The sequence below is a fragment of the Nocardia sp. NBC_00403 genome (assembly GCF_036046055.1).
Lineage (GTDB): Bacteria > Actinomycetota > Actinomycetes > Mycobacteriales > Mycobacteriaceae > Nocardia.
On sequence record NZ_CP107939.1, the window covers coordinates 4,982,718 to 5,003,767 of the forward strand.

The following is a 21,050-nucleotide window of genomic DNA, read 5'->3' on the forward strand; positions in this document are numbered from 1 at the left end:
AGGTGAGTGTCGGATACCGGCGTAGCGCTCCGTGCTGGGGTCCCAGCAGCCGCCGCGATCGCAGAATCGGCCTATGACCTACAGCATCAACGCCTTTCACCACACCGGAATTCTGACGCGCGACCTCGACGGACTGGAACGCACGTACCGCTCCTTCGGCTTCACCGCGAGCCCGCGTTCTCGCCACCTGCTCAGCGAGCGGCCGGGCGAGCCGCCGCAACCGGGGTGCACGGCCAATGCGTGCCTGTTGTTCGGCGGCTCGTACATAGAGTTGCTCGGCATCATCGACGAGTCCGCGCCGGACCCGTGGCGCACCAAGTCGATGGCCGACGGTTTCCAGATCCTGAACTTCGACACCGACAACGCCGAGGGCGTCGACCGTGCACTGACCGCCGCCGGGTTGCGCACCTCGGGCGTCCTCGATCTGGAACGCGAGGTCGACACCGACGAGGGCACCCGCACCATGCGGGCCCGCTCCCTGCACATCGATCCGCGCACCACCGTTGAGGGCTACATCGGCATCGCCCAGCACCTCACCAGGGAGTAAGTACACCAGCCGCGCTACCTCGGCCACCCGAACGGCGCCCGGGGCATTGCGGCCGTGCTGATCGTGGCCGCCGACGGTCAGTTCGACGCGGTCGTGGAGCGGTATCGTCGGGTGCTGGAAACCGATTCCAGGCTAGAGGGTCCGCGCACAGTACTGGAGCGAAAAGATGTGCGGCTCGAGCTGGTTCGCGCTTCGGGCGTGCCGGACGCACTGCCCGGCGAACCCCTCCTCGCGCAGTCCTACCTCGCGGCGATGACCATCCAGGTCGACGACGTGAATCATGCCCGCGGGATCGTGGAAAGCGCAGGCACCGAGACTCGGTCCACCTCGGACGGGTTCTTCGTCTCCGCGCGTGACGCCTACGGCGCCGCTTTGTACTTCGCGGCGCGATGATCGTCGAGACGACCTCTGGCCGCGTTCGCGGCGTCTCCGACGGCCGGGTTGGTGCTTACCTCGGCATACCGTTCGCTCGCGCCACGCGATTCGGGCCGCCACAAGCCGCGACGCCGTGGCAGGGGGTGCGTGAGGCTGTCGCACCCGGCCCGGCCGCACCGCAGCCGCCATCTCGCATGGCACCGGTGATGGGGCCTGGCACGACACCACAACAGTCGGAGGACTGCTTGTCGCTGAACGTGTGGGCGCCCGCGGGCGCCGGCCATCCGGTCCTGGTGTTCATCCACGGCGGTGGGTTCCTCACCGGCTCGGGTGGGCTGCCATGGTACGACGGCACAGAATTCGTGGCGCAGGGCGACATCGTGGTGGTGACCGCGAACCATCGGCTCGGCGCGCTCGGCTACCTGCGTCTACCCGGGGTGTGCGAGGGCAATATGGGGCTGGCGGACACGCGCGCGGCGCTGAATTGGGTGCGCGACAACATCTCTGCCTTCGGTGGTGATCCAGAGAAGGTCACCGTCGCAGGACAGTCCGCGGGGCGATCTCGATTCTGGCGTTGCTGTCGGGGAACCGCGCGTGCGGGCTGGTCCGCCGCGCGATCGTGCAGAGTGCGCCGCTGGGTATGCTCCCGGCAGCGCCGGATGCAGCAGCGGATATCGGGGGAATGTTGTTGCGGGAGTTGGGCATCGGTCCGAACCGGGCGGAGCGGATCATCGACGTGCCGGTGGCGCGGTTGCTCGCCGCGCAAGGCGTGGTCGCGCGCCGCACGGCGGGCCCGACGAACCCGGTTCCGCCGTTCCAACTCGTCGCCGACGGCACGATGGTCGCCGCCGATTTGGCTGAGGCGATCGGGCGCAGCGACGCGGACGGGGTCGAGATCCTCATGGGCACAACGCGCGACGAGGCGGCAGCGTTCTTTGCCGGCGATGGGAATGCCGTGGAGACCGTGACAGACCGGATGTTTCACGAGCCGACGCGGCAGCTGGCGAAGTCGCTCACCGACCGGGGCGAGCCACCATGGCTATACCGCTTCGATTGGCATCCCGGCGCCAGCCCGTTCGGTGCCTGCCATGGCATCGAGCTGCCGTTCCTGCTCGGCCACGCGATGGCATGGCGACATGCGCCGATGCTCAACGGTGCACGCCCTGCCGGCCTCGTCGCCGAGGTCCGCGCCGGCTGGACCGGCTTCGTCCGACACGGTGATCCGGGCTGGGCGCGTGGCACAACCCACCACTTCGCAGGTCGAGCCGTCCAGTGAACGGTGGCTTCGGCACTCGAATTCTGGCGGGAAAGGCAATAGGCGACACCCTCGCGCGCAGCCACCCGCCCGAGCCGCACTGGTACCTCGCGGCGATCGGCGGCGACCCGCAGGTCCGTGGAGCCGGGTACGGGCGAGCGCTGATGCAACATCGCCTGGACCAATGCGACGCCGACCAGCACCCGGCTTACTGGAATCCAGCCACCCGGACAACGTTCCTACTACGAGCGGTTCGGCTTCGAAGTCGTCAACCGGGTTGCGCTGGCCGACGGCGGCCCGACGTTGTGGGCGATGTGGCGGAACCCGTACTGGCCGTCCGTGCTAAAATTTGGCCGTGCGGCCAGAAAATAGTCCGATGGGCCAGCAGCGGTCCTTTATCGAGGAGGCACGGCGGCGGCAGATCATCGCGTCCGCGGTGGAGGTGATCTCGGAGGTTGGGTACGGGAAGGCGTCCTTGGCGCGGATCGCCAAGCACGCCGGCATCTCGAAAGGCGTGATCTCCTATCACTTCGAGGGCAAAGACGATCTGATGATGCAGTTGGTGATTCAGCTGTATGTGTCCGGCGCGGAGTACATGGTTCCGGTGGTCGCCGCGGCCGAAGGGCCGCGCAATCGGCTACTGGCGTACCTGGCTTCGAATCTGGCGTTCATCGAGGCGAACAAGAACTACGTCGCGGCGATGACCGACGTGGTGGTGAATCTTCGTGACGTGGAAGGGAAGTCGGTCTTCGCCAATCCGGACGGCGAGCGAGAGGTGCTCGAGCCGCTGGTGGAGATGCTGCGCGAGGGCCAGGACGCCGGGGTTTTCGGCGAGTTCGATGTGGTGATCATGGCCAAGTCGATCCGAGACTCCATCGACAGCGCGGCCGGACGCTCGATCCGGGAGCCGGATTTCGACATGGGCAAGTACTCGGCGCATTTGAGGAGGTTGTTCGATTTGGCGACGCGGAAGGTGGGGGACGATGACTAGTGTGGCGGAAACCGATGTGCGGGAGGGTGATAGGCCCGAAGCGCGGCAGCCGTACGCGCTCGTCGGTGTCACGGCGATCGCCCTGGTGTCGGCCATGGCATTGCTGGCGACCCTCGGGCGCTACGGCTTCTTCGGTGACGAACTGTATTTCGTGTCCGCCGGGCGCAGGCTTGCTGTCGGATACGCCGATCAGGGTCCGCTGTTGCCTGCGATCGCGCGACTGATGGATCTGCTCGCACCGGGATCGCTGATAGCACTGCGGATTCCGGCCGTGCTGGTCACCATCGCGGCGATCTTCCTCAGCGCGCAGATCGCGCGGGAATTCGGTGGCTCCCGTGCCGCACAGCTGTTGACCGCGACCGCGTACGCGACCTCGCCGTTCCTGCTCGTGCAGGGCAGCCAGTTGGCCACCAACACCATCGACACCGCTCTGTGGGTGCTGATCAGCTGGCTGCTGATCCGATGGGTACGGACCCGCCAGGACGGCTTACTGGTGTGGGCGGCGGTGGTGACCGCGATCGACATGCAGGTGAAATGGCTGATCCCGTTCTTCTGGGTTGCGGTGGCGATCGGTGTGTCGATCTATGGTCCGCGAGAACTGTTGCGACGCCCAGCGCTGTGGCTGGGTGGGGCAATCGTGGTCGTGGCCACCGTGCCGAGCTTGACCTGGCAGGCCGGTCACGACTGGCCGCAGCTGCGCCTCGGCGCGGTGGTCGCCGCGGAACAGAGCGTGATCGGCGGTCGCTACACATGGCTGCCGATCGCCGTTATGGCGGCCGGGGTGTTGGGCGCGGTGTTGCTCTTCGCAGGCGTCTGGGCGCTGTTTCGTTGGGAATCGTTGCGCCCGTATCGATTCCTCGGTCTGATGCCGATCCTGCTCGCCGTCGTTTTCATGATCACCAATGGCCGTCCGTACTACGCCGTAGGTTGTTACGCGGCCGTCATGGCGGCGGGGGCGGTGCGGTGGACTCAGAGCGCCGCACGCTGGCGGCCCTTCGTCGCCGTTCCACTCGTCGCGATTTCGGTTGTGGTAGTGGTGTTTTCGTTACCCCTGAAATCCGAGTCGACGATCGATCCGGCGGACAGTCAGGCCGAGGCCGGGCTGCAGATCTCGGTATACGGCAAGTTCGGCTGGCCGGAGCTGCGCCGGGCAACCGCCGAAGCCTATCGCGGACTGCCGGAGTCGGCGCGCGAGAAGGCGGTCGTGATCGTCGATTCCTACTGGCAGGCGAGTGCACTGGACGTGGATCGGGAGAGCTATGGACTGCCCGCGATCTACAGCCCCAACCGCGGCTTCGGCTATTTCGGCACCCCACCGGACGCCGCGACGACGGTGCTGTGGGTCGGCGGCGACGAAGTGGACCTGCACTCGATCTTCGAGACCGTGACACCGATCGGCCGCGTGGATGCCCGCCTGGGATACCCGGGCGTCACCCGCGATGTCACGATCTGGCGTGGTGAGCAGCCGCGTCGGATGTGGTCGCAGGCATGGCCGGACATGCTCCGACTGGACTGACGAGACATCCTCAGCAGGGGAGGTCGGAGTGTCCGCGCTCATCGAACCTGCCGGTGTCCGACAGTGCGCAGTGCACCGTCAACAAGCCAGAACAGCCCACCAGACCGCGAGGTCTGGTGGGCTGGCGGCGTTCGTGAGTGGTCGGACTCAGTTGCGCACGGTGGTCACCGAATCGAGAATCACGTCGGTGGCGGGGGCGCCGTCGCCCGATCCGTCCTGGACACCCGCAGCGGCGATAGTGCCGAGCACGTCCATGCCGCCGATGATCCGGCCGAACGGGGTGTAGTTCGCGGGCAACCTGGTGTCCTGGTAGACGAGGAAGAACTGGCTGCCGTTGGTGCCGGGTCCGGCGTTCGCCATCGCGACCGTGCCCGCGGGGTAGGTCGCGCCCGCGAGGTTCTCGTCGGGGAACTTGTAGCCGGGGCCGCCCATGCCGGAGGCGGTCGGATCACCGCACTGGAGCACATAAATGCCCTGGGTGGTCAGCCGGTGGCATTTGGTGTGGTCGAAGTACTGTTCGCCGGACAGGAACGCGAAGGAGTTGACCGTGCGCGGCGCCCGAGCGGACTCCAGCGCGATGGTTACTGTGCCGCAGGTGGTTTCCAGCGTGGCTGTGTATCCGGCGCTGGTATCGATGACCATTCCGGGCTCGGCCTGCCACTGCTTGCCGTTGGGCTGGCCCGCGGCCGGCTCGGAACAGCCCGCGCCCGTTGCTTTTTCGAGTCGGATCCCGGTGTCGGCCGAGACGCCGCCCGCGGCGAGAACCGCCACCGCCGCCCCGGCGGCCAGGACGCCGAGCAAGCGCACCGCACGCATGGGGACGCCGATTCGGCGATGCTGCTGCCGGTTGCGCCGATCGTGGTCGAGTTCTCGGGCCTGCAGTTCGCTGCTCACCGGTCGGAATCTCCTTCTGTCGGGTTGCGCACCGGACGATGCTCCGGGCGATCATTCCATCTCACCCCGAAGCGCGTGGCAGGTTGGTGCTTTGCGGCGTCGATCGGCCGCGAGCACGCGCGGCTTGTTGCCGTGCAATCAGGCTCGACGGACCCGTCGATAGGTAGGGGCGGCGGTGGTGGCGGCGACCAATTCCGTTGTCAGCCAGTCGAGATCGCTATCGGTGACGGCCGCGACGGTGATGCGCAAATGGTCGGAGACGGGGTGGTCGCTGACTTCGAAGGGTCCCCCGGGGGCGACTTTGATGCCTGCGGCGGCGAGCGAGATCATGGCCGCGTTCTCGTCGGCGACCGGTAGCCAGAGGTTGATGCCGTCGTTGCGGGCGATGGTGATGCCTCTGCTGGACAGCGCGCGGCGGAGTTCGGCCGAGCGTCTTCGATACTCGGCGCGAGCCGCGGTGACGATGTGGATGGCATCTTCGTTGTCGAGCATGCTGAGCAGGACGCGTTGCAGCAGGCGGCTGGTCCAGCCGGGGCCGAGCATGCGGCGTTCGACGACGGGGTCGAGGAGTCCGGCGGGTCCGCCCGCCACCGCGAGACGCAGGTCGGCGCCGTGGGATTTCGAGAACGAGCGGATATGCACGGTGTGCCGGGGCAGCCTGCTGCCGAGGGAGCGCAATGGTGCCGCGGCGATCCCGGCCGAATGGTCGTCTTCGATCACCAGGGTGGCGGTGCTCTGCAGGATGTCGGACAGTTCACGGACCCGGCCCGCGGTGAGGGAAACGCCGGTGGGGTTCTGTGCGCGGGGTTGCAGAATCAGAGCGGTGGCGGCGTGCGGACCGACAGCGCGAGCCAGATCGCCGGGTAGTAGACCGGATTCGTCCATTCGAACCGGTATCGGGCGGGCGCCGATGCGGGCCAAGAGGTCCAGAAACGGCGGGAAACACGGGTCTTCGACAGCGACCGCGTCGCCGAGTCGGATGTGCGCGGTGAGCAGCCGATCGACAGCGTCGAGGGCGCCGTCGAGAACGGCGAGACGTTCGGCACGGAAGGGCCAGTCGGTGCGCACCTTGGCGGCGAGGTCGGGCAACACCGCTTCGCCCATGTAGTCGGCGGCCAGGTCGTCGCCACCATGGCGGGCGATGTCGCGCAGCGCGGCGGCGAGATCGGGGAGCAGATCCGGATCGGGGGTGCCGCGGGACAGATCGACACGGAACGCGCTGTCGGTCGGTGGGTGCAGACGCTGGTAGCGGCCTGTCGAGGTGGTGGGCCGTGCGATTTCGGGTTGGCCGACGAAGGTGCCTGCCCGTCCGCGGGCGATGATCGCCCCGGTCGCGGCCAGCGCCCGCCAGGCCTGGTTCACCGTAGAAGGCGATACCCGTAGCTCCTTGGCGACCTCGCGGACGGTGGGCAGTCGCGACCCGGGTTGGAGTGCGCCGGAACGGATCCGGCGGCTGACGGCGGCGGCGATGCCCGCCGGGGTGCGATCGTCGAGATCCGCGGTGAACTCGGCCGGTGACACAACGGCCGGAGCGGGCGCCGCGCCGTTGTTCGGTGCGCGGGGTGTCGTCGCGGGCTCGATTGTCACACGCTCATTCTGCTTCGGGCACCGGACCGTAACCATCATCGGCATCAAGGTTTACGGCCACGAAACTGTTTCCGCAATCTTGTAACACAACCGAATTGGATCGGAGTGAAGTATAACAAAGCATGGGAATCGTTCGAGCGGCGCTCGTCCAGACGAACTGGACGGGCGACAAAGAGTCCATGATCAAAGTGCACGAGGACTATGCACGTCAGGCCGCCGCGCAGGGCGCGAAGGTGATCTGCTTCCAGGAGTTGTTCTACGGCCCGTACTTCTGCCAGTTGCAGGACGCGAAGTTCTATGACTACGCGGAATCGGTGCCGGGTCCGACCACGGAACGATTCGCCGCCCTGGCAAAAGAATTGGGCCTCGTCATGGTCCTGCCGGTGTACGAGCAGGAGCAGCCCGGGTTGCTCTACAACACCGCGGCGGTGATCGACGCCGACGGCAGCTATCTCGGCAAGTACCGCAAGCATCATATCCCGCACGTCAACGGGTTCTGGGAAAAATTCTACTTTCGGCCGGGAAACCTGGGCTGGCCGGTGTTCGACACCGCAGTCGGCAAGGTCGGTGTCTATATCTGTTACGACCGGCATTTCCCGGAGGGCTGGCGGGCACTCGGCTTGGCGGGTGCGGAGATCGTATTCAATCCATCGGCCACCTCGCGCGGGCTTTCGGGTTATCTGTGGAAATTGGAGCAGCCCGCGTCCGCGGTCGCCAACGAGTACTACATCGGCGCGATCAACCGGGTGGGCATCGAGGCCGAATACGGCGATGACGATTTCTACGGAACCAGCTACTTCGTCGATCCTGAGGGCAAGTTCGTCGGTGACGTCGCCTCCGACACGGCCCCCGAACTGATCATCCGTGATCTCGACATGGACCTGATCAAGACGGTGCGCGACCGGTGGGCCTTCTACCGCGACCGTCGCCCCGACGCCTACGGACCGTTGGTAGCACCCTGAGGCCGGTGAAACTCATATGACAAAGACCTTCATCCACGGCGGCACGGTCGTCTCGGCGACCGGATCGCAATTGCTCGACGTCCTCGTGGACGGCGAAACCATCGTCGCCGTTCTGCAACCGGGTGCAGCGGCGTTGGGCGCCGACCTCACGCAATCCGCGGACATCGTGATCGACGCCACCGGCAAATACGTGATCCCCGGCGGCGTCGATGGGCATACCCACATGCAACTGCCCTTCGGCGGTACCGAGGCGTCCGACACCTTCGAGACCGGCACCAGAGCCGCGGCCTGGGGCGGCACCACCACGATCGTCGATTTCGCGGTGCAGAAGCCCGGGGAGCGAGTGCAGGACACTCTCGGCGCCTGGCACGAGAAGGCCGCGGGGCGGTGCGCTATCGACTACGGATTCCACCAGATCATCGGCGAGGTGAACGACGAATCCCTCAAGGGGATGAGCGAATTGGTGGCCGAGGGCGTCACCAGCTTCAAACTGTTCATGGCCTACCCCGGCGTCTTCTACTCGACCGACGGCCAGATACTGCGGGCCATGCAGGCGGCGGGTGATCTCGGCGCGCTGCTGATGATGCACGCGGAGAACGGAATCGCCATCGACGTGCTCGTCGAGCAGGCGCTCGCCCGCGGCGAGACCACGCCGTACTTCCACGGTGTCTCACGGCCGTGGCAGATGGAGGAGGAAGCGACCCACCGGGCCATCATGCTCGCCCAGTTGACCGGCGCGCCGCTGTATGTCGTGCACGTCTCGGCCAAGCAGGCGATGGAACAGATCGCCACCGCACGGGGCAACGGGCAGAACGTCTTCGGTGAAACGTGTCCGCAATATCTGTACCTTTCACTCGAAGAGCATTTGGGCGCACCGGGTTTCGAAGGCGCGAAGTGGGTGTGCTCGACGCCGCTGCGGTCGCGGGCCGAGGGGCATCAGGACGAGCTGTGGCGGTATATCCGCACCGGTGACGTCAGCTCCGTCAGCACCGACCACTGCCCGTTCTGCATGAAGGACCAGAAAGAGCTCGGCATCGGAGATTTCAGCAAGATCCCCAATGGGATCGGCGGCGTGGAACACCGGATGGACCTGATGTTCCAGGGCGTGAAGAACGGCTTGATCTCGCTGGAACGCTGGGTAGAGGTCTGCTGCACCACCCCGGCCCGGATGTTCGGCATGTACCCGCGCAAGGGTGTCATCAGCCCGGGCGCCGACGCCGACATCGTGATCTACGACCCGAGCGGGCACACCAGCATCGGCTTCGGCAAGACCCATCACATGAACATGGACCACTCGGCCTGGGAGGGCTTCGAGATCGATGGCCATGTCGACACGGTGCTCTCGCGCGGCCGGGTGGTCATCGACCGCGGCGAATACCTCGGCAGCAAGGGGCACGGCCGGTTCATTATCCGCGAGCTGTCGCAAAACCTGATCTGACGCGCGTCCGCAACACGACGCACCTGATTCGAAACGGAGAGTGCCGCATGGACATCGGCGTGGTGCTGCAATGCACACCCCCTGCCTCGCGGGTGGTCGAGCTGGCCAGACAGGCCGAGACGCACGGCTTCTCACACGTGTGGACTTTCGACTCGCATCTGCTGTGGCAGGAGCCGTACGTCATCTACAGCCAGATCCTCGCCGCCACCCGCAAAGTAGTCGTTGGTCCGATGGTGACGAATCCGGCTACCAGGGATTGGACGGTGACCGCTTCCACATTTGCGACGCTCAACGACATGTTCGGCAACCGCACCGTCTGCGGTATCGGTCGCGGCGACTCGGCGGTGCGGACACTGGGCGGTAAGCCGGCCACCCTGGCCACACTGCGGGAATCGATCGCGGTGATCAGGGAACTCGGCAACGGTCGCAGCGCCCGCATCGGCGACACCGTGGTGCGCTTTCCATGGGCGGGCGCCTCACAGCTCGAGGTCTGGGTCGCCGGCTACGGTCCGCGCGCCCTCGACCTGACCGGCGAGGTTGCCGACGGCTTCATCCTGCAACTGGCCGATCCGGACATCACCGCGTGGACCATCGCGCGGGTGCGGGCGGCGGCCGAGCGGGCGGGCCGTGATCCCGGCACGGTCAAAATCTGTGTGGCCGCACCGGCCTATGTCACCGACGGCTCCGAGGGCGCGACCGCTCATGCGCGCGAGCAATGCCGCTGGTTCGGCGGCATGGTCGGTAACCATGTTGCCGACATCGTCACAAAATACGGGACCGGCGGCGATATTCCGGCCGCACTGACCGAATACATCGCGGGCAGGCAGGGCTATGACTACAACCAGCACGGCAGGGCGGGCAACATCCATGCCGATTTCGTGCCGGACGCCATCGTGGATCGCTTCTGCCTGATCGGCACGCCCGACGATCAGATTGCCCGTTTGCGCGAACTCGAGAAGCTCGGCGTCGATCAGTTCGCGGTCTACCTCCAGCACGACGCGAAGACCGCGACGCTGGAAGCTTATGGCGAGTCGGTTATTCCGCATATCGCGCACCCCGTCACCGCGACCGCGGCGGCCGAGTGATCGCGCAGGTGGCGGCTGCCGCGGCACTCGCGGCAGCGTGCGCCGAGCTGGTTCGGTGCAGGCTCGTCGATCATGCCGGGCAACCGGTGACAGTGTCGGTGGGTACGCGATGACGAGTCGACAGTGGCCTTTTCCGCCGAACACGGTCTGTGAGCTCACGAAGCGAGACGCCCATCCAATGCCGGTGTCGGCAGGTGCGAAATGAGTGCGGCATGGCGGGCGCGGCGGGCCGGGTATGCGATCGGCGTGCTGGTGCTGGTTATCGGACTATGGGAACTGGTGAAGTTCGCGGTGCCCGAAGGCGGGGTAAGCATCGGCGATCAACGGGTATTGCCGCGCACCAGCGATGCCGCTTTGCCGCATGCGTGGTCGGTGATCACCGTGCTCGGAGAAAAAGACGGTAGCGGCACGGTAGGGGGAACGCTGTTGCGAACAGCGGGATTCACCTTTGAACTGGCACTGCTCGCGCTGTTGCTCGGCACCGTCATGGGGGTGGCGCTGGCCGTGGTGATGCAGCGTTTCGCGTTTGTCGAACGCGGTTTGCTGCCGTACATCATTGTCTCGCAGACGGTTCCACTGATCGCCTTGGCTCCGCTCGTCGCTGGGTGGGGCGGCAAGATCGTCATCGCGGGTGAGCCGTGGCGGCCGTGGATGAGTATCGCGGTGATCGCCGCGTACCTCGCCTTCTTCCCGATCGCAGTCGGCATGCTGCGCGGGTTGCAAGCCCCGTCGAAGGCCTCGGTGGAATTGCTGCACAGCTATTCGGCGAGTTGGTGGAATACCTTGGTGCACCTGAGGTTTCCCGCTGCGGTGCCGCATTTCCTTCCCGCGCTGCGGTTGGCCGCGGCGGCCTCGGTGATCGGTGCGGTGGTCGCGGAGATCTCAACCGGGACCGCGGGCGGCATCGGCCGCCAGATCATCGTCTTCGCCCAGCAGGCCACCGGTGACGCCTCGCGGCTGTACGCGGCCGTCTTCGCCGCCGCCCTGCTCGGCGTCGCGATCACCGCCGTGGTCGGCCTCGCCGAGTTCGTATTACGTCGCTATAGCCGCCCGATCGGGGCGCGCAGCTCTTCAGGAGGTACCCGTTGATCGCCAAGGCAGACCAGGAAGCAACCGACGGTGCCACCTCGTCAGCGGCTGGGTCCGATGGCGCATTCCCGGAGAGCGGAGCGGCCGAGGCCCGGGACCTGCGCACGACGGTCGATCACTCGGCCGGCGCGGCGGGCGCTGTCGAGTCGGTGGCGGCCGTCTCGCTCGCACATGTCGGCAAGATCTTCGCGGCCGGTGCTGTCACCGCGCTGTCGAATGTGTCGCTCACCGTGGCCGCGGGCGAATTCGTTTCGCTGATCGGCCCTTCCGGCTGCGGCAAGTCGACCCTGCTTCGGATCATCGCGGATCTCGAGCAACCCAGCAGCGGCACCGTCGCGGTGCACGGCAAGACCGCACGGCAAGCCAGAATCGACCAGGACTACGGCATTGCCTTCCAGCAGGCGGGGTTGCTGGATTGGCGCACGGTGCAGGCTAATGTCGAATTGCCGATGGAGTTGCACAAGGTGCCGAAGGCCCAGCGCCGGACCCGCAGTGCGGAACTGCTCGAAATGGCCGGGCTGACCGATTTCGCGCGCCGCTATCCCGCGGAGCTGTCGGGCGGCATGCAGCAACGCGTCGCGATCGCGCGGGCGCTGGCCCGCAAGCCGTCGCTGCTGCTGATGGACGAACCGTTCGGTGCGCTCGATGAGATGACGCGTGAACGAATGCAGGGCGAGCTATTGCGGATTGCCGGTGAGACCGGTGCGGCCGTGGTTTTCGTGACGCACTCGATCCCCGAAGCCGTGTTCCTCTCCGATCGGGTGGTGGTCATGTCACCGCGCCCCGGCCGCATCACCGACATCGTCGCGACCGATGGCTGGAGCCGCGACCTCGCCGCCGCTGGGAACGATGTGCGTTCCAGCACCGCGTTTTTCGATGCGGTAGCGGCGGTCCGCGCGGCACTGCGCGAAGGCCACGACGCCGACGCCGCAGCGGCCGGACGGGACCCGCGATGAAAGCGGCGCTCTCGGCCGGTGCACTACCACTGCGGACGGTGCTGCCGCCGTTGGTGTTCGGCGTCGGTGGTCTGGCGCTCTGGCAACTGCTGACCGTCGCGGCAGGCGTGCCCTCGTTCCTGCTCCCCGCTCCGACCGCCATCGCGCGCGAGTTCACCGACAACTTCGGCCGCATCGTCGACGCCGCGAGCGCGACCGGGAAGAACGCGCTCATCGGACTGTTGCTCGGTGCGGTGCTCGGCATCGCCGCCGCAATGTTGGCCGTGCGCTTCCGGCTGGTCGATGGTCTACTCACACCGCTGGCCGCCGCCGCGGCGGCGGTGCCGATCGTCGCGCTCGCGCCGTTGCTCAATTCGATGTACTCCACCACCACCGACACACCGCGCCGCATCGTCGTCACCATCGTGGTGTTCTTTCCGATGTTCGTCAGCACCGCGCGCGGACTGCGCCAGGTTCCGCAGGTTCAGTCGGATCTGATGGCTTCCTACGCGGCGGGCGGCTGGCGGATCACCCGGACCGTCCGGCTGCCCGCGGCCATGCCGTACCTGTTCACCGGTCTGCGCATCGCCGCACCCGGAGCGGTGATAGCCGCGATCATCGCCGAATACTTCGGCGGTTTGCAGAACGGCCTCGGCAGCCGGATCACCTCTGCCGCGGCCAATACCGCATATCCGAGGGCCTGGGCCTATGTGGCGGGCGCCATGCTCGTCGGCCTGCTCTTCCTGGCCGCTGTCCTGCTGCTCGAACAACTCACCCGACGACCCCGCAACACCTTTTGGAGAACGAAATGACACCCACCCCCAGGCGATTGCGCGCCTGTCTGGCGCTGGCAGCGCTGGCCGCCGCGGCGCTGGCCGGCTGCAGCACCACCGAAAACGGCTCGACGACGACCTCCGACGGACTGGCGAAGGTCCGCCTGCAACTGCAGTGGTTCAAGCAGGGGCAGTTCGCAGGCTACCTGGCGGCGGTCGATCAGGGCTTCTACAAGGAGCAGGGCCTGTCGGTCGAGATACTCGACGGGGGCACCGACATCGTGCCGCAGACCGTACTCGCTCAGGGCCAGGCCGATTACGCCATCGCCTGGGTGCCGAAGGCGCTGGCATCGCGCGCGGCCGGTGCGGGCATCACCGATGTCGCACAGGTCTTCCAGCGCTCGGGCACCAAACAGGTCTCCTTCAAGTCCGACAATATCGCCGGACCGGCGGCGCTGCGCGGCAAGACCGTCGGAAACTGGGGCTACGGCAATGAGTTCGAGCTGTTCGCCGGCATGACCAAGGCGGGCATCGACCCGGCCAAGGACGTCAAGCTGGTCCAGCAGCAGTTCGATATGAATGCCTTCCTCGCCAAGGACCTCAACGCCGCACAGGCCATGTCCTACAACGAATACGCGCAGCTGCTGGAGACCAAGAACCCGGCAACCGGAAAGCTCTACACCGCAGACGATTTCGCCACGATCGACTGGAACGATGAGGGCGTCGCCATGCTCCAGGACGCAATCTGGGCGAACAGCGAAAAGCTGAAGGATGCCAAGTATCAGGACCAGACGGTGAAGTTCATCGCGGCCTCGCTGAAGGGCTGGGCCTTCTGCCGTGACAATGTCGACAAGTGCCGCGACATCACCGTCGCCGCGGGCAGCACGCTGGGTGCCACGCATCAGCAGTGGCAGATCAACGAGGTGAACAAATTGATCTGGCCCTCGCCCGCCGGCGTGGGGCTCATCGATCAGGCCGCCTGGGATCGCACCGTGAAGATCGCCAAGGAAACCCGTAACCAAGAGGGCGCCACGGTCCTGAAGGAGGATCCCGACGCCGGTGCTTTCACCAACGAGTACGTTACGAAAGCGCTGGACTTGCTGAAGTCCGGTGGAATCGACGTCACCGGAACGAGTTTCGCGCCGAGCCAGGTGACGTTGACCGAGGGCGGTAAATAGGTGGCGCGTCGGCCGAAGCCGAGCGCCGACGATCGAACGATGGATGCCGAAGGGCAAGAGCGGAGCGACCGGAGATGACTACCGATCACGTCTTCTATCCGTGGATGGCGCAGGGTGGCGCGAATCCGACGCCGATCACCGGTGCGTCGGGCTCGTGGTTCTGGGACGACTCCGGCAAGCGATATCTCGACTTCTCCTCCCAGCTGGTGAATGTGAACATCGGCCACCAGCATCCGGATATGGTCGCTGCGATCATTGCGCAGGCCCAGAAACTAGCCACCATCTCGCCGACGGTCGGCAACCAAGCGCGCAGCGAATTGGCCGGACTGATCGTCGAACGCGCACCCGGTGACCTGAACCGCGTGCTGTTCACTACCGGCGGTGCGGAGGCCGTCGAGCACGCGGTGCGGTTGGCGCGCAGCTTCACCGGTCGCACCAAGATGCTCGCCGCCTACCGCTCCTATCACGGCGGCACGGGTGTCGCCATCGGCTTGACCGGTGAGCCGCGGCGCTGGGGCGCGGAGCCGACCAATGTCGACGTGGTGCGATTCTTCGGGCCCTACCCCTACCGATCACCGTGGGACACGAGCACTCCTGAAGAGGAGACCGCCGCGGCGTTGAAGCATCTGCGTCAGGTGATCGAGCTGGAGGGTCCGCAGCACATTGCGGGCCTGATCTTGGAGACGGTGGTCGGCACCAACGGTGTGCTCGTCCCGCCGCCCGGCTATCTGGCGGGGGTGCGCGCGCTGTGCGACGAATTCGGCATCGTCTACATCGCCGACGAGGTGATGGTCGGCTTCGGCCGGGTCGGGGAGTGGTTTGCGGTACAGGCGTTCGGGGTCGAGCCCGACATCATCACCTTCGCCAAGGGCGTGAACTCCGGCTATGTCCCGCTCGGTGGTGTGCTGATCGCCGAGCGGATCGCGCAGCGCTATGACGACCAGGTGTACCCCGGCGGGCTCACCTATGCGGGTCATCCGCTGGCCTGCGCGGCCGGGATCGCCTCGATCGAGGTATTCGAGCGCGACGGCATTCTCGACCACGTGCGGTCGGTGGGAGCTGACGTGCTCGGAAAAGGCTTGGCGGAGTTGGCCACTCGTCACCCGAGCGTCGGTGAGGTACGTGGCCTCGGCTTCTTCTGGGCGCTGGAATTGGTGCGTGACGCGGATACCCGGCAGCCGCTGATCCCGTTCGCGGCCGCAGGCGACACCGCCGAGCCGATGGCCAGGGTGACCGCCGCCGCGAAGGCGCACGGACTATGGCCGTTCAACGCCGGCAATCGTTTTCAGATCGCGCCGCCGCTCACCACCTCGGCGGACGAAATCCGCACCGGCTTGGAGATCGTGGACGAGGTGCTGGAGGTGGCCGACGAATACGTCGGCGCATCCTGAACGGGTGTCAGTGCGGGGTCAATGCCACCACGACCCCGCCCTGCTGCCATGTCTGATAGATATCGGCCCGCACAGGTGTGCCGTCGGCGGCGAAACCGATGCCGTTGAACTTGGCATTGGCCCGGTTATCCTCGGCGATGATCTCGAACAGCCGCATCACATCCGGCTCGGCGGTGTAGACCACTGGATCGAACGACTGTGGCTTACCGCCGAGCGATACCTCGATCGGGCCGCCGGACTGGAGGTTCTTGACCCACGGTCGCAGCGCCGTTCCGATCAGGAGCGCGCCGTCGTGCCGGGTGTAGGCCACCGGTACGTCGTAGACCTTCCCGGACTTTCGCCCGACGACGTGCAATGTCGCAAGCCGCTTTCCGACGCCGCGTGAAAGTCCTGGAACCCGCAGCAGCGTTCGAATGAGTTTGTTGATCGCGCCTTGATAGGACGGGATCGGCTCCGGACCGGTTGTGGTCGGTGTGCCATAAGGATTTTCGGGTTTCGATTCGGCGCTCATGGTCCCAGTATCGAATCGGTTCGGACAGCGCGCCAGCGGACTCGACCGTCCGGTAGTCCATCCGACGGCCTTTTCCCGCTACATTCGATGCGTCCGACTCGGAACTCCTTCAGGAGCTGGCGTGACCGACACCGAAGATCGTCACGAGCTCGACACCGCGCCCGATGGGCGCCCGCCGCTGGCGACCACGAGCATCGCCGTCGTCGCCGCGGTTTCGGCGGGTGTGCTGCTGTTCTCCATCAGCCGCTACGACTACTTCGGTGACGAGCTCTACTTCCTCGCCGCGGGACGGCGGCCGTCTTTCGGTTATGCCGATCAAGGTCCGGTGCTGCCGATGCTGGCCCGGCTGATGGACACCATCGCGCCCGGGTCCTATTTCGTGTTGCGGCTGCCGGTGGTCGCACTGACCGTGCTGGCGACCGTGCTCTGCGCGATGATCGCCCGCGAGCTCGGTGGTGGTCGCGGCGCGCAACTGTTCGCCGCTTTCGCCTACGTCACCTCGCCGTTCCTGCTGTTGCAGGGCAAGATGCTCACCACCAACGCCGTCGACACCGTGCTGTGGGCGATCATCACCTGGCTGGTGGTGCGGTGGGTGCGCACGCGGCGCGACCGGCTGCTGCTGTGCGCGGCGCTGGTGACGGCAGTCGATATGCAGGTGAAGTGGTTGATCCCGTTCTTCTGGATCACCGTCGCGGTCAGCGCGCTGGTCTTCGGTCCGCGCGAGTTGCTGCGGCGGCCGCTGCTGTGGCTCGGCGGGCTGATCGTGGTCATCGCGACGGTGCCGACGCTGATCTGGCAGGCGCGGCACGACTGGCCGCAACTGGAAATGGGCATGGTGATCAGTGGTGAACAGGGAATTCTGGGTGGCAAGGTGATGTTCGTGCCACTCGCCCTGCTCACCGCGGGATATCTGGGCACAGTCCTGCTGGTGTACGGCGTGTTGGCCCTGCTGTGGCAGGTCTCGCTGCGTCCCTACCGGTTCCTCGCGGTGAGCCTGCTGTTGCTGTTCGCGATCTTCCTGACGATCGGCGGCCGTGTCTACTATGTGGCCGGAATGTACGGCGTAATGTTCGCGGCGGGCGCGGTCGGGCTCACCGAACTGGCCACGCGGTTGCGGCCTGCGCCGCGACGCTTGCTGACCGGCGGCGGCATCGCGCTCGCCGCGGTGGCGATGGCCTACATGCTGATGTCGACTCCGTGGCGGGACGCGGCACACGTCGATCCGCCCGTCGACGATGCCGAGGCGATGATCAATATCGGCGTCTACGGCGAGTTCGGCTGGCCGGAGCTGACGACGGCGGTCACCGATGCCTACGATTCGCTGACTCCCGACGAACAGGCCGGGGCCATCGTGGTGACCGATACCTATTGGCAGGCAAGTGCATTGGACCAGTTCGCCCGTGACCGGCTGCCCCCGATCTACAGCCCGAGCCGCGGCTACGGCTACTTCGGCACGCCGCCCGACACGGCGACGGTGGTACTTGCCGTCGGCGTCAACGAAGCCTTCCTGCGCTGGAACTTCGATCAGATAGCACCCGTCGGCAAGGTCGACAGCAGACTCGGCTACGAAGGCAACACCCAGAACGTCACCATCTGGAAGTGCACCGGGCTGCGCCACCCGTGGTCAGAGGTGTGGCAGGTTTGGATGCATCTGTGAGATCGTGGGGTACCGGATTTCGTTATGCGAGCTCGACCACCGGCCCCAGAACTACCCACGAAAAATGATCAAAGGCGACGCCGACTCGCCTGCCGCCGTCGCCTGCGACCCACATGGGTGATCCGTCGGGCCGGCCCTCGTGCCGGTACCAGTCGAGGAAGCCCTCGTGTGCGATTCCATAGATCTGGCCGTTGGCATCGTATGAACCGAAGACCTCGGTGTAGAACTGCCATCCGCTGCCGATCCGGCGGCCACCCTTACCTCCGGTCCAAGTGGCTGATTCGTCGGTCCAGCCGTCATGGCGATACCACCCCACATCGCCGTTTGCCGTAAATCCCATGCGGGTATCGCCTGTTCCGTCGCCATGAAGTTGCTATCGGTGGCCAAGGGGTGTGACCCGTCCGGACGCAACTGTGAAGGCGATAGTGTGCGTTCATGACTTCCGGGCAGACCGAGATCTGGCACAACCCGCGGTGCACCAAGAGCCGCAATGCCACCGCGTTCCTCGATGAGGCGGGCGTCGAATACACGGTCCGGCGTTACCTCGACGATCCGCCGACGACCGAGGAACTGCGCGCCGTGCTGCGGCGGCTCGGCGCGGAGCCGTGGGACATCACCCGCACCGGCGAGCAGATCGCCAAGGATCTCGGCATGTCCGGCTGGGGTCGCGGTGCGGCCGACCGGGAACGCTGGATCGAGGCGCTCGCCGCGAATCCGAAGCTGATCCAGCGGCCGATCGTGCTCACCCCTGACGGCGGCGGCGTGGTCGCGCGAGACGACGCCACCCTGCGATCGCTGGAGTGACACCGACGACGGTGTGACGCAGGGATCTCCGGCCCTGACGCGCCCGTGATCGCCGCCTCTCGGCCGTCGTCCGGACGCGGTAGGGTCGGCGAATATGAAGGTACAACTGCGCCATAACCCCGCGTCAACCATCGCGAGATGCTTCCTCGCGGGTGGTGAGCCGATGCGGGTCGAAAGCGGCGCCATGGTCGCGCATTCGGCGGGAGTCACGTTGCAGGCCAAGGCCGAAGGCGGGATTCTGGCCAGGTTGAAGCGCTCGGTGCTGGCGGGTGAATCGTTCTTCGTCTCCACGTTCACCGCGCCCCCGCAGGGTGGTTGGGTCGATGTGGCGCCCGCGCTGCCCGGCGACATGCTGAATCTGCAGATCACGCCGGACCGCCCGTTCTTCATCAGCCGCGGCGGCTGGATCGCGAATTCCCATGGCGTGCAGGTGGAAAGCAAGTGGGGTGGCTTCGCGAATCTGTTCGGCGGCGAGGGCGGCTTCGGGCTGCGCGCGCACGGCGACGGCGAGATCGTGGTCGGCGTTTTCGGCGCGATCGACGTCATCGATCTGCAGCCGGGAGAACCGATCACCATCGACACCGGACACGTGGTGGCCTACGACCTCGCGATGAACTTCACCATCCGCCGAGCGGTCTCCGGGCGGTCGATCCAGTCGCTGAAATCCGGTGAGGGCTTCGTGTTCGATTTCGTCGGACCGGGCCGGGTGCTACTGCAGACTCGCAATCCCGGCGCGTTTGCCGCATGGGCGGGATCGGTCGCCTCGTCGAGCTGAGCAGGCATTTCACGACCGGGTTACCTCCCGGACATCTCCCTCGTCGAGACTTCCAGCTTCGTCAATGTTCCACACCACACGAAGCTGGGAAAGAAATATGGAATTGCTCCAAGTCGTGGCCATGATCGTCGAATCCATCCTGAAGGTCGGCAGCGGCAGCGCCGGCTGATCTGCCGCGGCAGATCAGCCGACGTCATCCCGGCGGCCGTGGGATCCACCGTGGAGGTGGCTCCCTCCGGCCGCCGGGACGACCGGGGGAGTCAACCCAGCACGCCCTTGACGAGGATGCGCGTGTCGGGAACGAAAGGCCAGGTCGGGTCGGCCAGGTGGGCGGCAAGTTCGGCGTCGGTCCACCACCAGCCGTCGGCGATCTCTTCGGGCTGATGCCGCAGGGGACCGTCGTAGCGCAATTCATAGGCGAACAGATGGCAGCGCATCGGCCGGCCGTGCCATTCGCCGTCCCAGGAAGTCGTGCGCAGCAGCGGCAGGGTCGTACCCGCCGGCAGCGTGATGCCCAGCTCCTCGGCGAGTTCGCGGACCGCGGTCTGCGCGGGTGTTTCGCCGGGCTCGACGACGCCACCGGCCAGACAATCGTGCATGCCGGCGAACACCATTTTGGTGTCGGTGCGGCGGTGCACATAGATGCGCGTGCCGTCGCCGGATCGAACGAGCACACCAGCACTGGCGTGCCAGATTCCGTCACGGTAGACCGTGGCGCGATCGGCTGCACCGACTACGCTTCCTGCCTGGTCGTAGATCGCGATCATCTCCGAGTTCGATTGAGCTGACACCGGTCGAGAGTAACGTGAGTGCCGCACGCCACCTGGAGAGAGGATCGCCCCGATGGTGCTTCCGCGCGCACTGGCGAATTTCAACCGACACGTCACCAATCCCGCGGCGAACCGCCTCGCAGGCAAGGTTCCGCCATTCGGCGTCGTCGTGCACAAGGGTCGAAAATCCGGTCGCGCCTACCGAACTCCGGTCTGGGTCTTCGAAAGCGACGGCGTCTACCGTATCGCGCTCACCTACGGCCGTGATGTCGATTGGGTCAAGAACATCTGCGCCGCAGGTGCTTTCGAGCTGGAGACCAAGGGAAGGGTCCTCTCGCTCGTCGACCCGGTCGTCGAACACGACGCGTCGGCGACCTGGGCGCCGGTCGGCGTACGGCAGGTGTTGAGCACAGTCTCGGTCGTCTACCACTTGCAGGCGCGCACGGCCTAGCCCATAGCAAGGACCTCGAGTGCGCCGATAGTCCGCCTGCAATGCTTGACGTTGGGCAATGCGTGG

The 21,050-nt window shown here is 66.2% G+C and carries 23 protein-coding genes and 1 pseudogene; 19 read left to right on the plus strand and 5 right to left on the minus strand.

Annotation, left to right across the window (positions count from 1 at the left end; genetic code table 11):
• Positions 1-73: 73 nt before the first annotated feature.
• From OHQ90_RS22080 to OHQ90_RS22110, 7 genes and pseudogenes are all read left to right on the plus strand, one after another.
• On the plus strand, positions 74-547 hold the full coding sequence (locus OHQ90_RS22080) for a VOC family protein (RefSeq protein WP_328400362.1): 474 nt from the start codon (positions 74-76) through the stop codon (positions 545-547).
• 54 nt (positions 548-601) lie between these two features.
• The gene (locus OHQ90_RS22085) at positions 602-940 is read left to right on the plus strand and encodes a hypothetical protein (protein WP_328400364.1); all 339 of its coding nucleotides are present in this window, start codon (positions 602-604) and stop codon (positions 938-940) included.
• Positions 937-1,419: pseudogene (locus OHQ90_RS22090) on the plus strand (carboxylesterase family protein); the annotation flags it as partial. The gene OHQ90_RS22085 and the pseudogene OHQ90_RS22090, both read left to right, overlap by 4 nt.
• A 77-nt stretch (positions 1,420-1,496) precedes the next feature.
• Positions 1,497-2,198 carry a carboxylesterase family protein gene (locus OHQ90_RS22095; RefSeq protein ID WP_328400366.1) on the plus strand — a complete coding sequence of 234 codons (702 nt, stop codon included), beginning with the start codon at positions 1,497-1,499 and terminating at the stop codon, positions 2,196-2,198.
• Complete coding sequence (locus OHQ90_RS22100; protein WP_328400368.1) at positions 2,195-2,623, plus strand: GNAT family N-acetyltransferase; 429 nt, start codon at positions 2,195-2,197, stop codon at positions 2,621-2,623. The genes OHQ90_RS22095 and OHQ90_RS22100 overlap by 4 nt, the downstream gene beginning before the upstream one ends.
• Positions 2,554-3,168, plus strand: a complete 615-nt coding sequence (locus tag OHQ90_RS22105) for a TetR/AcrR family transcriptional regulator (RefSeq protein ID WP_328400370.1) — start codon at positions 2,554-2,556, stop codon at positions 3,166-3,168. Before OHQ90_RS22100 ends, OHQ90_RS22105 begins: the two co-directional genes overlap by 70 nt.
• Positions 3,161-4,684, plus strand: coding sequence for an ArnT family glycosyltransferase (locus OHQ90_RS22110; RefSeq protein ID WP_328400372.1), 1,524 nt, complete (start codon positions 3,161-3,163; stop codon positions 4,682-4,684). The genes OHQ90_RS22105 and OHQ90_RS22110 overlap by 8 nt, the downstream gene beginning before the upstream one ends.
• A 147-nt stretch (positions 4,685-4,831) precedes the next feature.
• On the opposite strand, the gene OHQ90_RS22115 is transcribed toward OHQ90_RS22110, so the two are convergent.
• Both OHQ90_RS22115 and OHQ90_RS22120 read right to left on the minus strand, forming a co-directional pair.
• Positions 4,832-5,578 carry a peptidylprolyl isomerase gene (locus tag OHQ90_RS22115; protein ID WP_328400374.1) on the minus strand — a complete coding sequence of 249 codons (747 nt, stop codon included), beginning with the start codon at positions 5,576-5,578 and terminating at the stop codon, positions 4,832-4,834.
• Between the two features lie 138 nt (positions 5,579-5,716).
• Positions 5,717-7,165: an aminotransferase-like domain-containing protein gene (locus OHQ90_RS22120; RefSeq protein WP_328400376.1), complete on the minus strand. Its 1,449-nt coding sequence runs from the start codon at positions 7,163-7,165 to the stop codon at positions 5,717-5,719.
• A gap of 122 nt (positions 7,166-7,287) precedes the next feature.
• On the opposite strand from OHQ90_RS22120, the gene OHQ90_RS22125 reads away from it, so the two are divergent.
• The 8 genes from OHQ90_RS22125 to OHQ90_RS22160 all read left to right on the plus strand — a co-directional run bounded on the left by OHQ90_RS22125 (position 7,288) and on the right by OHQ90_RS22160 (position 16,016).
• Positions 7,288-8,127, plus strand: a complete 840-nt coding sequence (locus OHQ90_RS22125; RefSeq protein WP_328400378.1) for a nitrilase-related carbon-nitrogen hydrolase — start codon at positions 7,288-7,290, stop codon at positions 8,125-8,127.
• Positions 8,128-8,143: 16 nt separating this feature from the next.
• On the plus strand, positions 8,144-9,565 hold the full coding sequence (gene hydA, locus OHQ90_RS22130; protein ID WP_328400380.1) for a dihydropyrimidinase: 1,422 nt from the start codon (positions 8,144-8,146) through the stop codon (positions 9,563-9,565).
• Between the two features lie 47 nt (positions 9,566-9,612).
• Entirely contained in the window at positions 9,613-10,650 is a 1,038-nt protein-coding gene (locus OHQ90_RS22135; RefSeq protein ID WP_328400382.1) for a TIGR03842 family LLM class F420-dependent oxidoreductase, read from the plus strand.
• Positions 10,651-10,851: 201 nt separating this feature from the next.
• Complete coding sequence (locus OHQ90_RS22140; protein WP_328400384.1) at positions 10,852-11,739, plus strand: ABC transporter permease; 888 nt, start codon at positions 10,852-10,854, stop codon at positions 11,737-11,739.
• 149 nt (positions 11,740-11,888) lie between these two features.
• Positions 11,889-12,695 (plus strand): ABC transporter ATP-binding protein, encoded by an 807-nt coding sequence (locus tag OHQ90_RS22145; RefSeq protein WP_442941485.1) that lies wholly within the window; start codon positions 11,889-11,891, stop codon positions 12,693-12,695.
• Entirely contained in the window at positions 12,692-13,486 is a 795-nt protein-coding gene (locus OHQ90_RS22150; RefSeq protein WP_328400388.1) for an ABC transporter permease, read from the plus strand. The genes OHQ90_RS22145 and OHQ90_RS22150 overlap by 4 nt, the downstream gene beginning before the upstream one ends.
• A complete protein-coding gene (locus OHQ90_RS22155; RefSeq protein ID WP_328400390.1) occupies positions 13,483-14,625 on the plus strand; it encodes an ABC transporter substrate-binding protein in 1,143 nt (380 codons plus the stop codon). The genes OHQ90_RS22150 and OHQ90_RS22155 overlap by 4 nt, the downstream gene beginning before the upstream one ends.
• A gap of 74 nt (positions 14,626-14,699) precedes the next feature.
• On the plus strand, positions 14,700-16,016 hold the full coding sequence (locus OHQ90_RS22160) for an aspartate aminotransferase family protein (protein ID WP_328400392.1): 1,317 nt from the start codon (positions 14,700-14,702) through the stop codon (positions 16,014-16,016).
• Between the two features lie 7 nt (positions 16,017-16,023).
• On the opposite strand, the gene OHQ90_RS22165 is transcribed toward OHQ90_RS22160, so the two are convergent.
• On the minus strand, positions 16,024-16,527 hold the full coding sequence (locus tag OHQ90_RS22165) for a nitroreductase/quinone reductase family protein (protein WP_328400394.1): 504 nt from the start codon (positions 16,525-16,527) through the stop codon (positions 16,024-16,026).
• Positions 16,528-16,648: 121 nt separating this feature from the next.
• On the opposite strand from OHQ90_RS22165, the gene OHQ90_RS22170 reads away from it, so the two are divergent.
• Positions 16,649-18,184 carry a glycosyltransferase family 39 protein gene (locus tag OHQ90_RS22170; protein WP_328400397.1) on the plus strand — a complete coding sequence of 512 codons (1,536 nt, stop codon included), beginning with the start codon at positions 16,649-16,651 and terminating at the stop codon, positions 18,182-18,184.
• Positions 18,185-18,206: 22 nt separating this feature from the next.
• On the opposite strand, the gene OHQ90_RS22175 is transcribed toward OHQ90_RS22170, so the two are convergent.
• Entirely contained in the window at positions 18,207-18,524 is a 318-nt protein-coding gene (locus OHQ90_RS22175; protein ID WP_328400399.1) for a hypothetical protein, read from the minus strand.
• A 95-nt stretch (positions 18,525-18,619) separates the two neighbouring features.
• Here OHQ90_RS22175 and OHQ90_RS22180 point away from each other — a divergent pair, with 95 nt between their 5' ends.
• Both OHQ90_RS22180 and OHQ90_RS22185 read left to right on the plus strand, forming a co-directional pair.
• Complete coding sequence (locus OHQ90_RS22180) at positions 18,620-18,988, plus strand: arsenate reductase family protein (protein WP_328400401.1); 369 nt, start codon at positions 18,620-18,622, stop codon at positions 18,986-18,988.
• 94 nt (positions 18,989-19,082) lie between these two features.
• Positions 19,083-19,763, plus strand: a complete 681-nt coding sequence (locus OHQ90_RS22185; protein WP_328400403.1) for a TIGR00266 family protein — start codon at positions 19,083-19,085, stop codon at positions 19,761-19,763.
• A 260-nt stretch (positions 19,764-20,023) separates the two neighbouring features.
• Here OHQ90_RS22185 and OHQ90_RS22190 read toward each other — a convergent pair whose 3' ends face one another.
• Positions 20,024-20,530, minus strand: a complete 507-nt coding sequence (locus OHQ90_RS22190; protein WP_328413030.1) for an NUDIX hydrolase — start codon at positions 20,528-20,530, stop codon at positions 20,024-20,026.
• 76 nt (positions 20,531-20,606) lie between these two features.
• Between OHQ90_RS22190 and OHQ90_RS22195 the strand changes: the two genes are divergently transcribed.
• Positions 20,607-20,984, plus strand: coding sequence for a nitroreductase family deazaflavin-dependent oxidoreductase (locus tag OHQ90_RS22195; protein WP_328400405.1), 378 nt, complete (start codon positions 20,607-20,609; stop codon positions 20,982-20,984).
• Positions 20,985-21,050 lie beyond the last annotated feature (66 nt).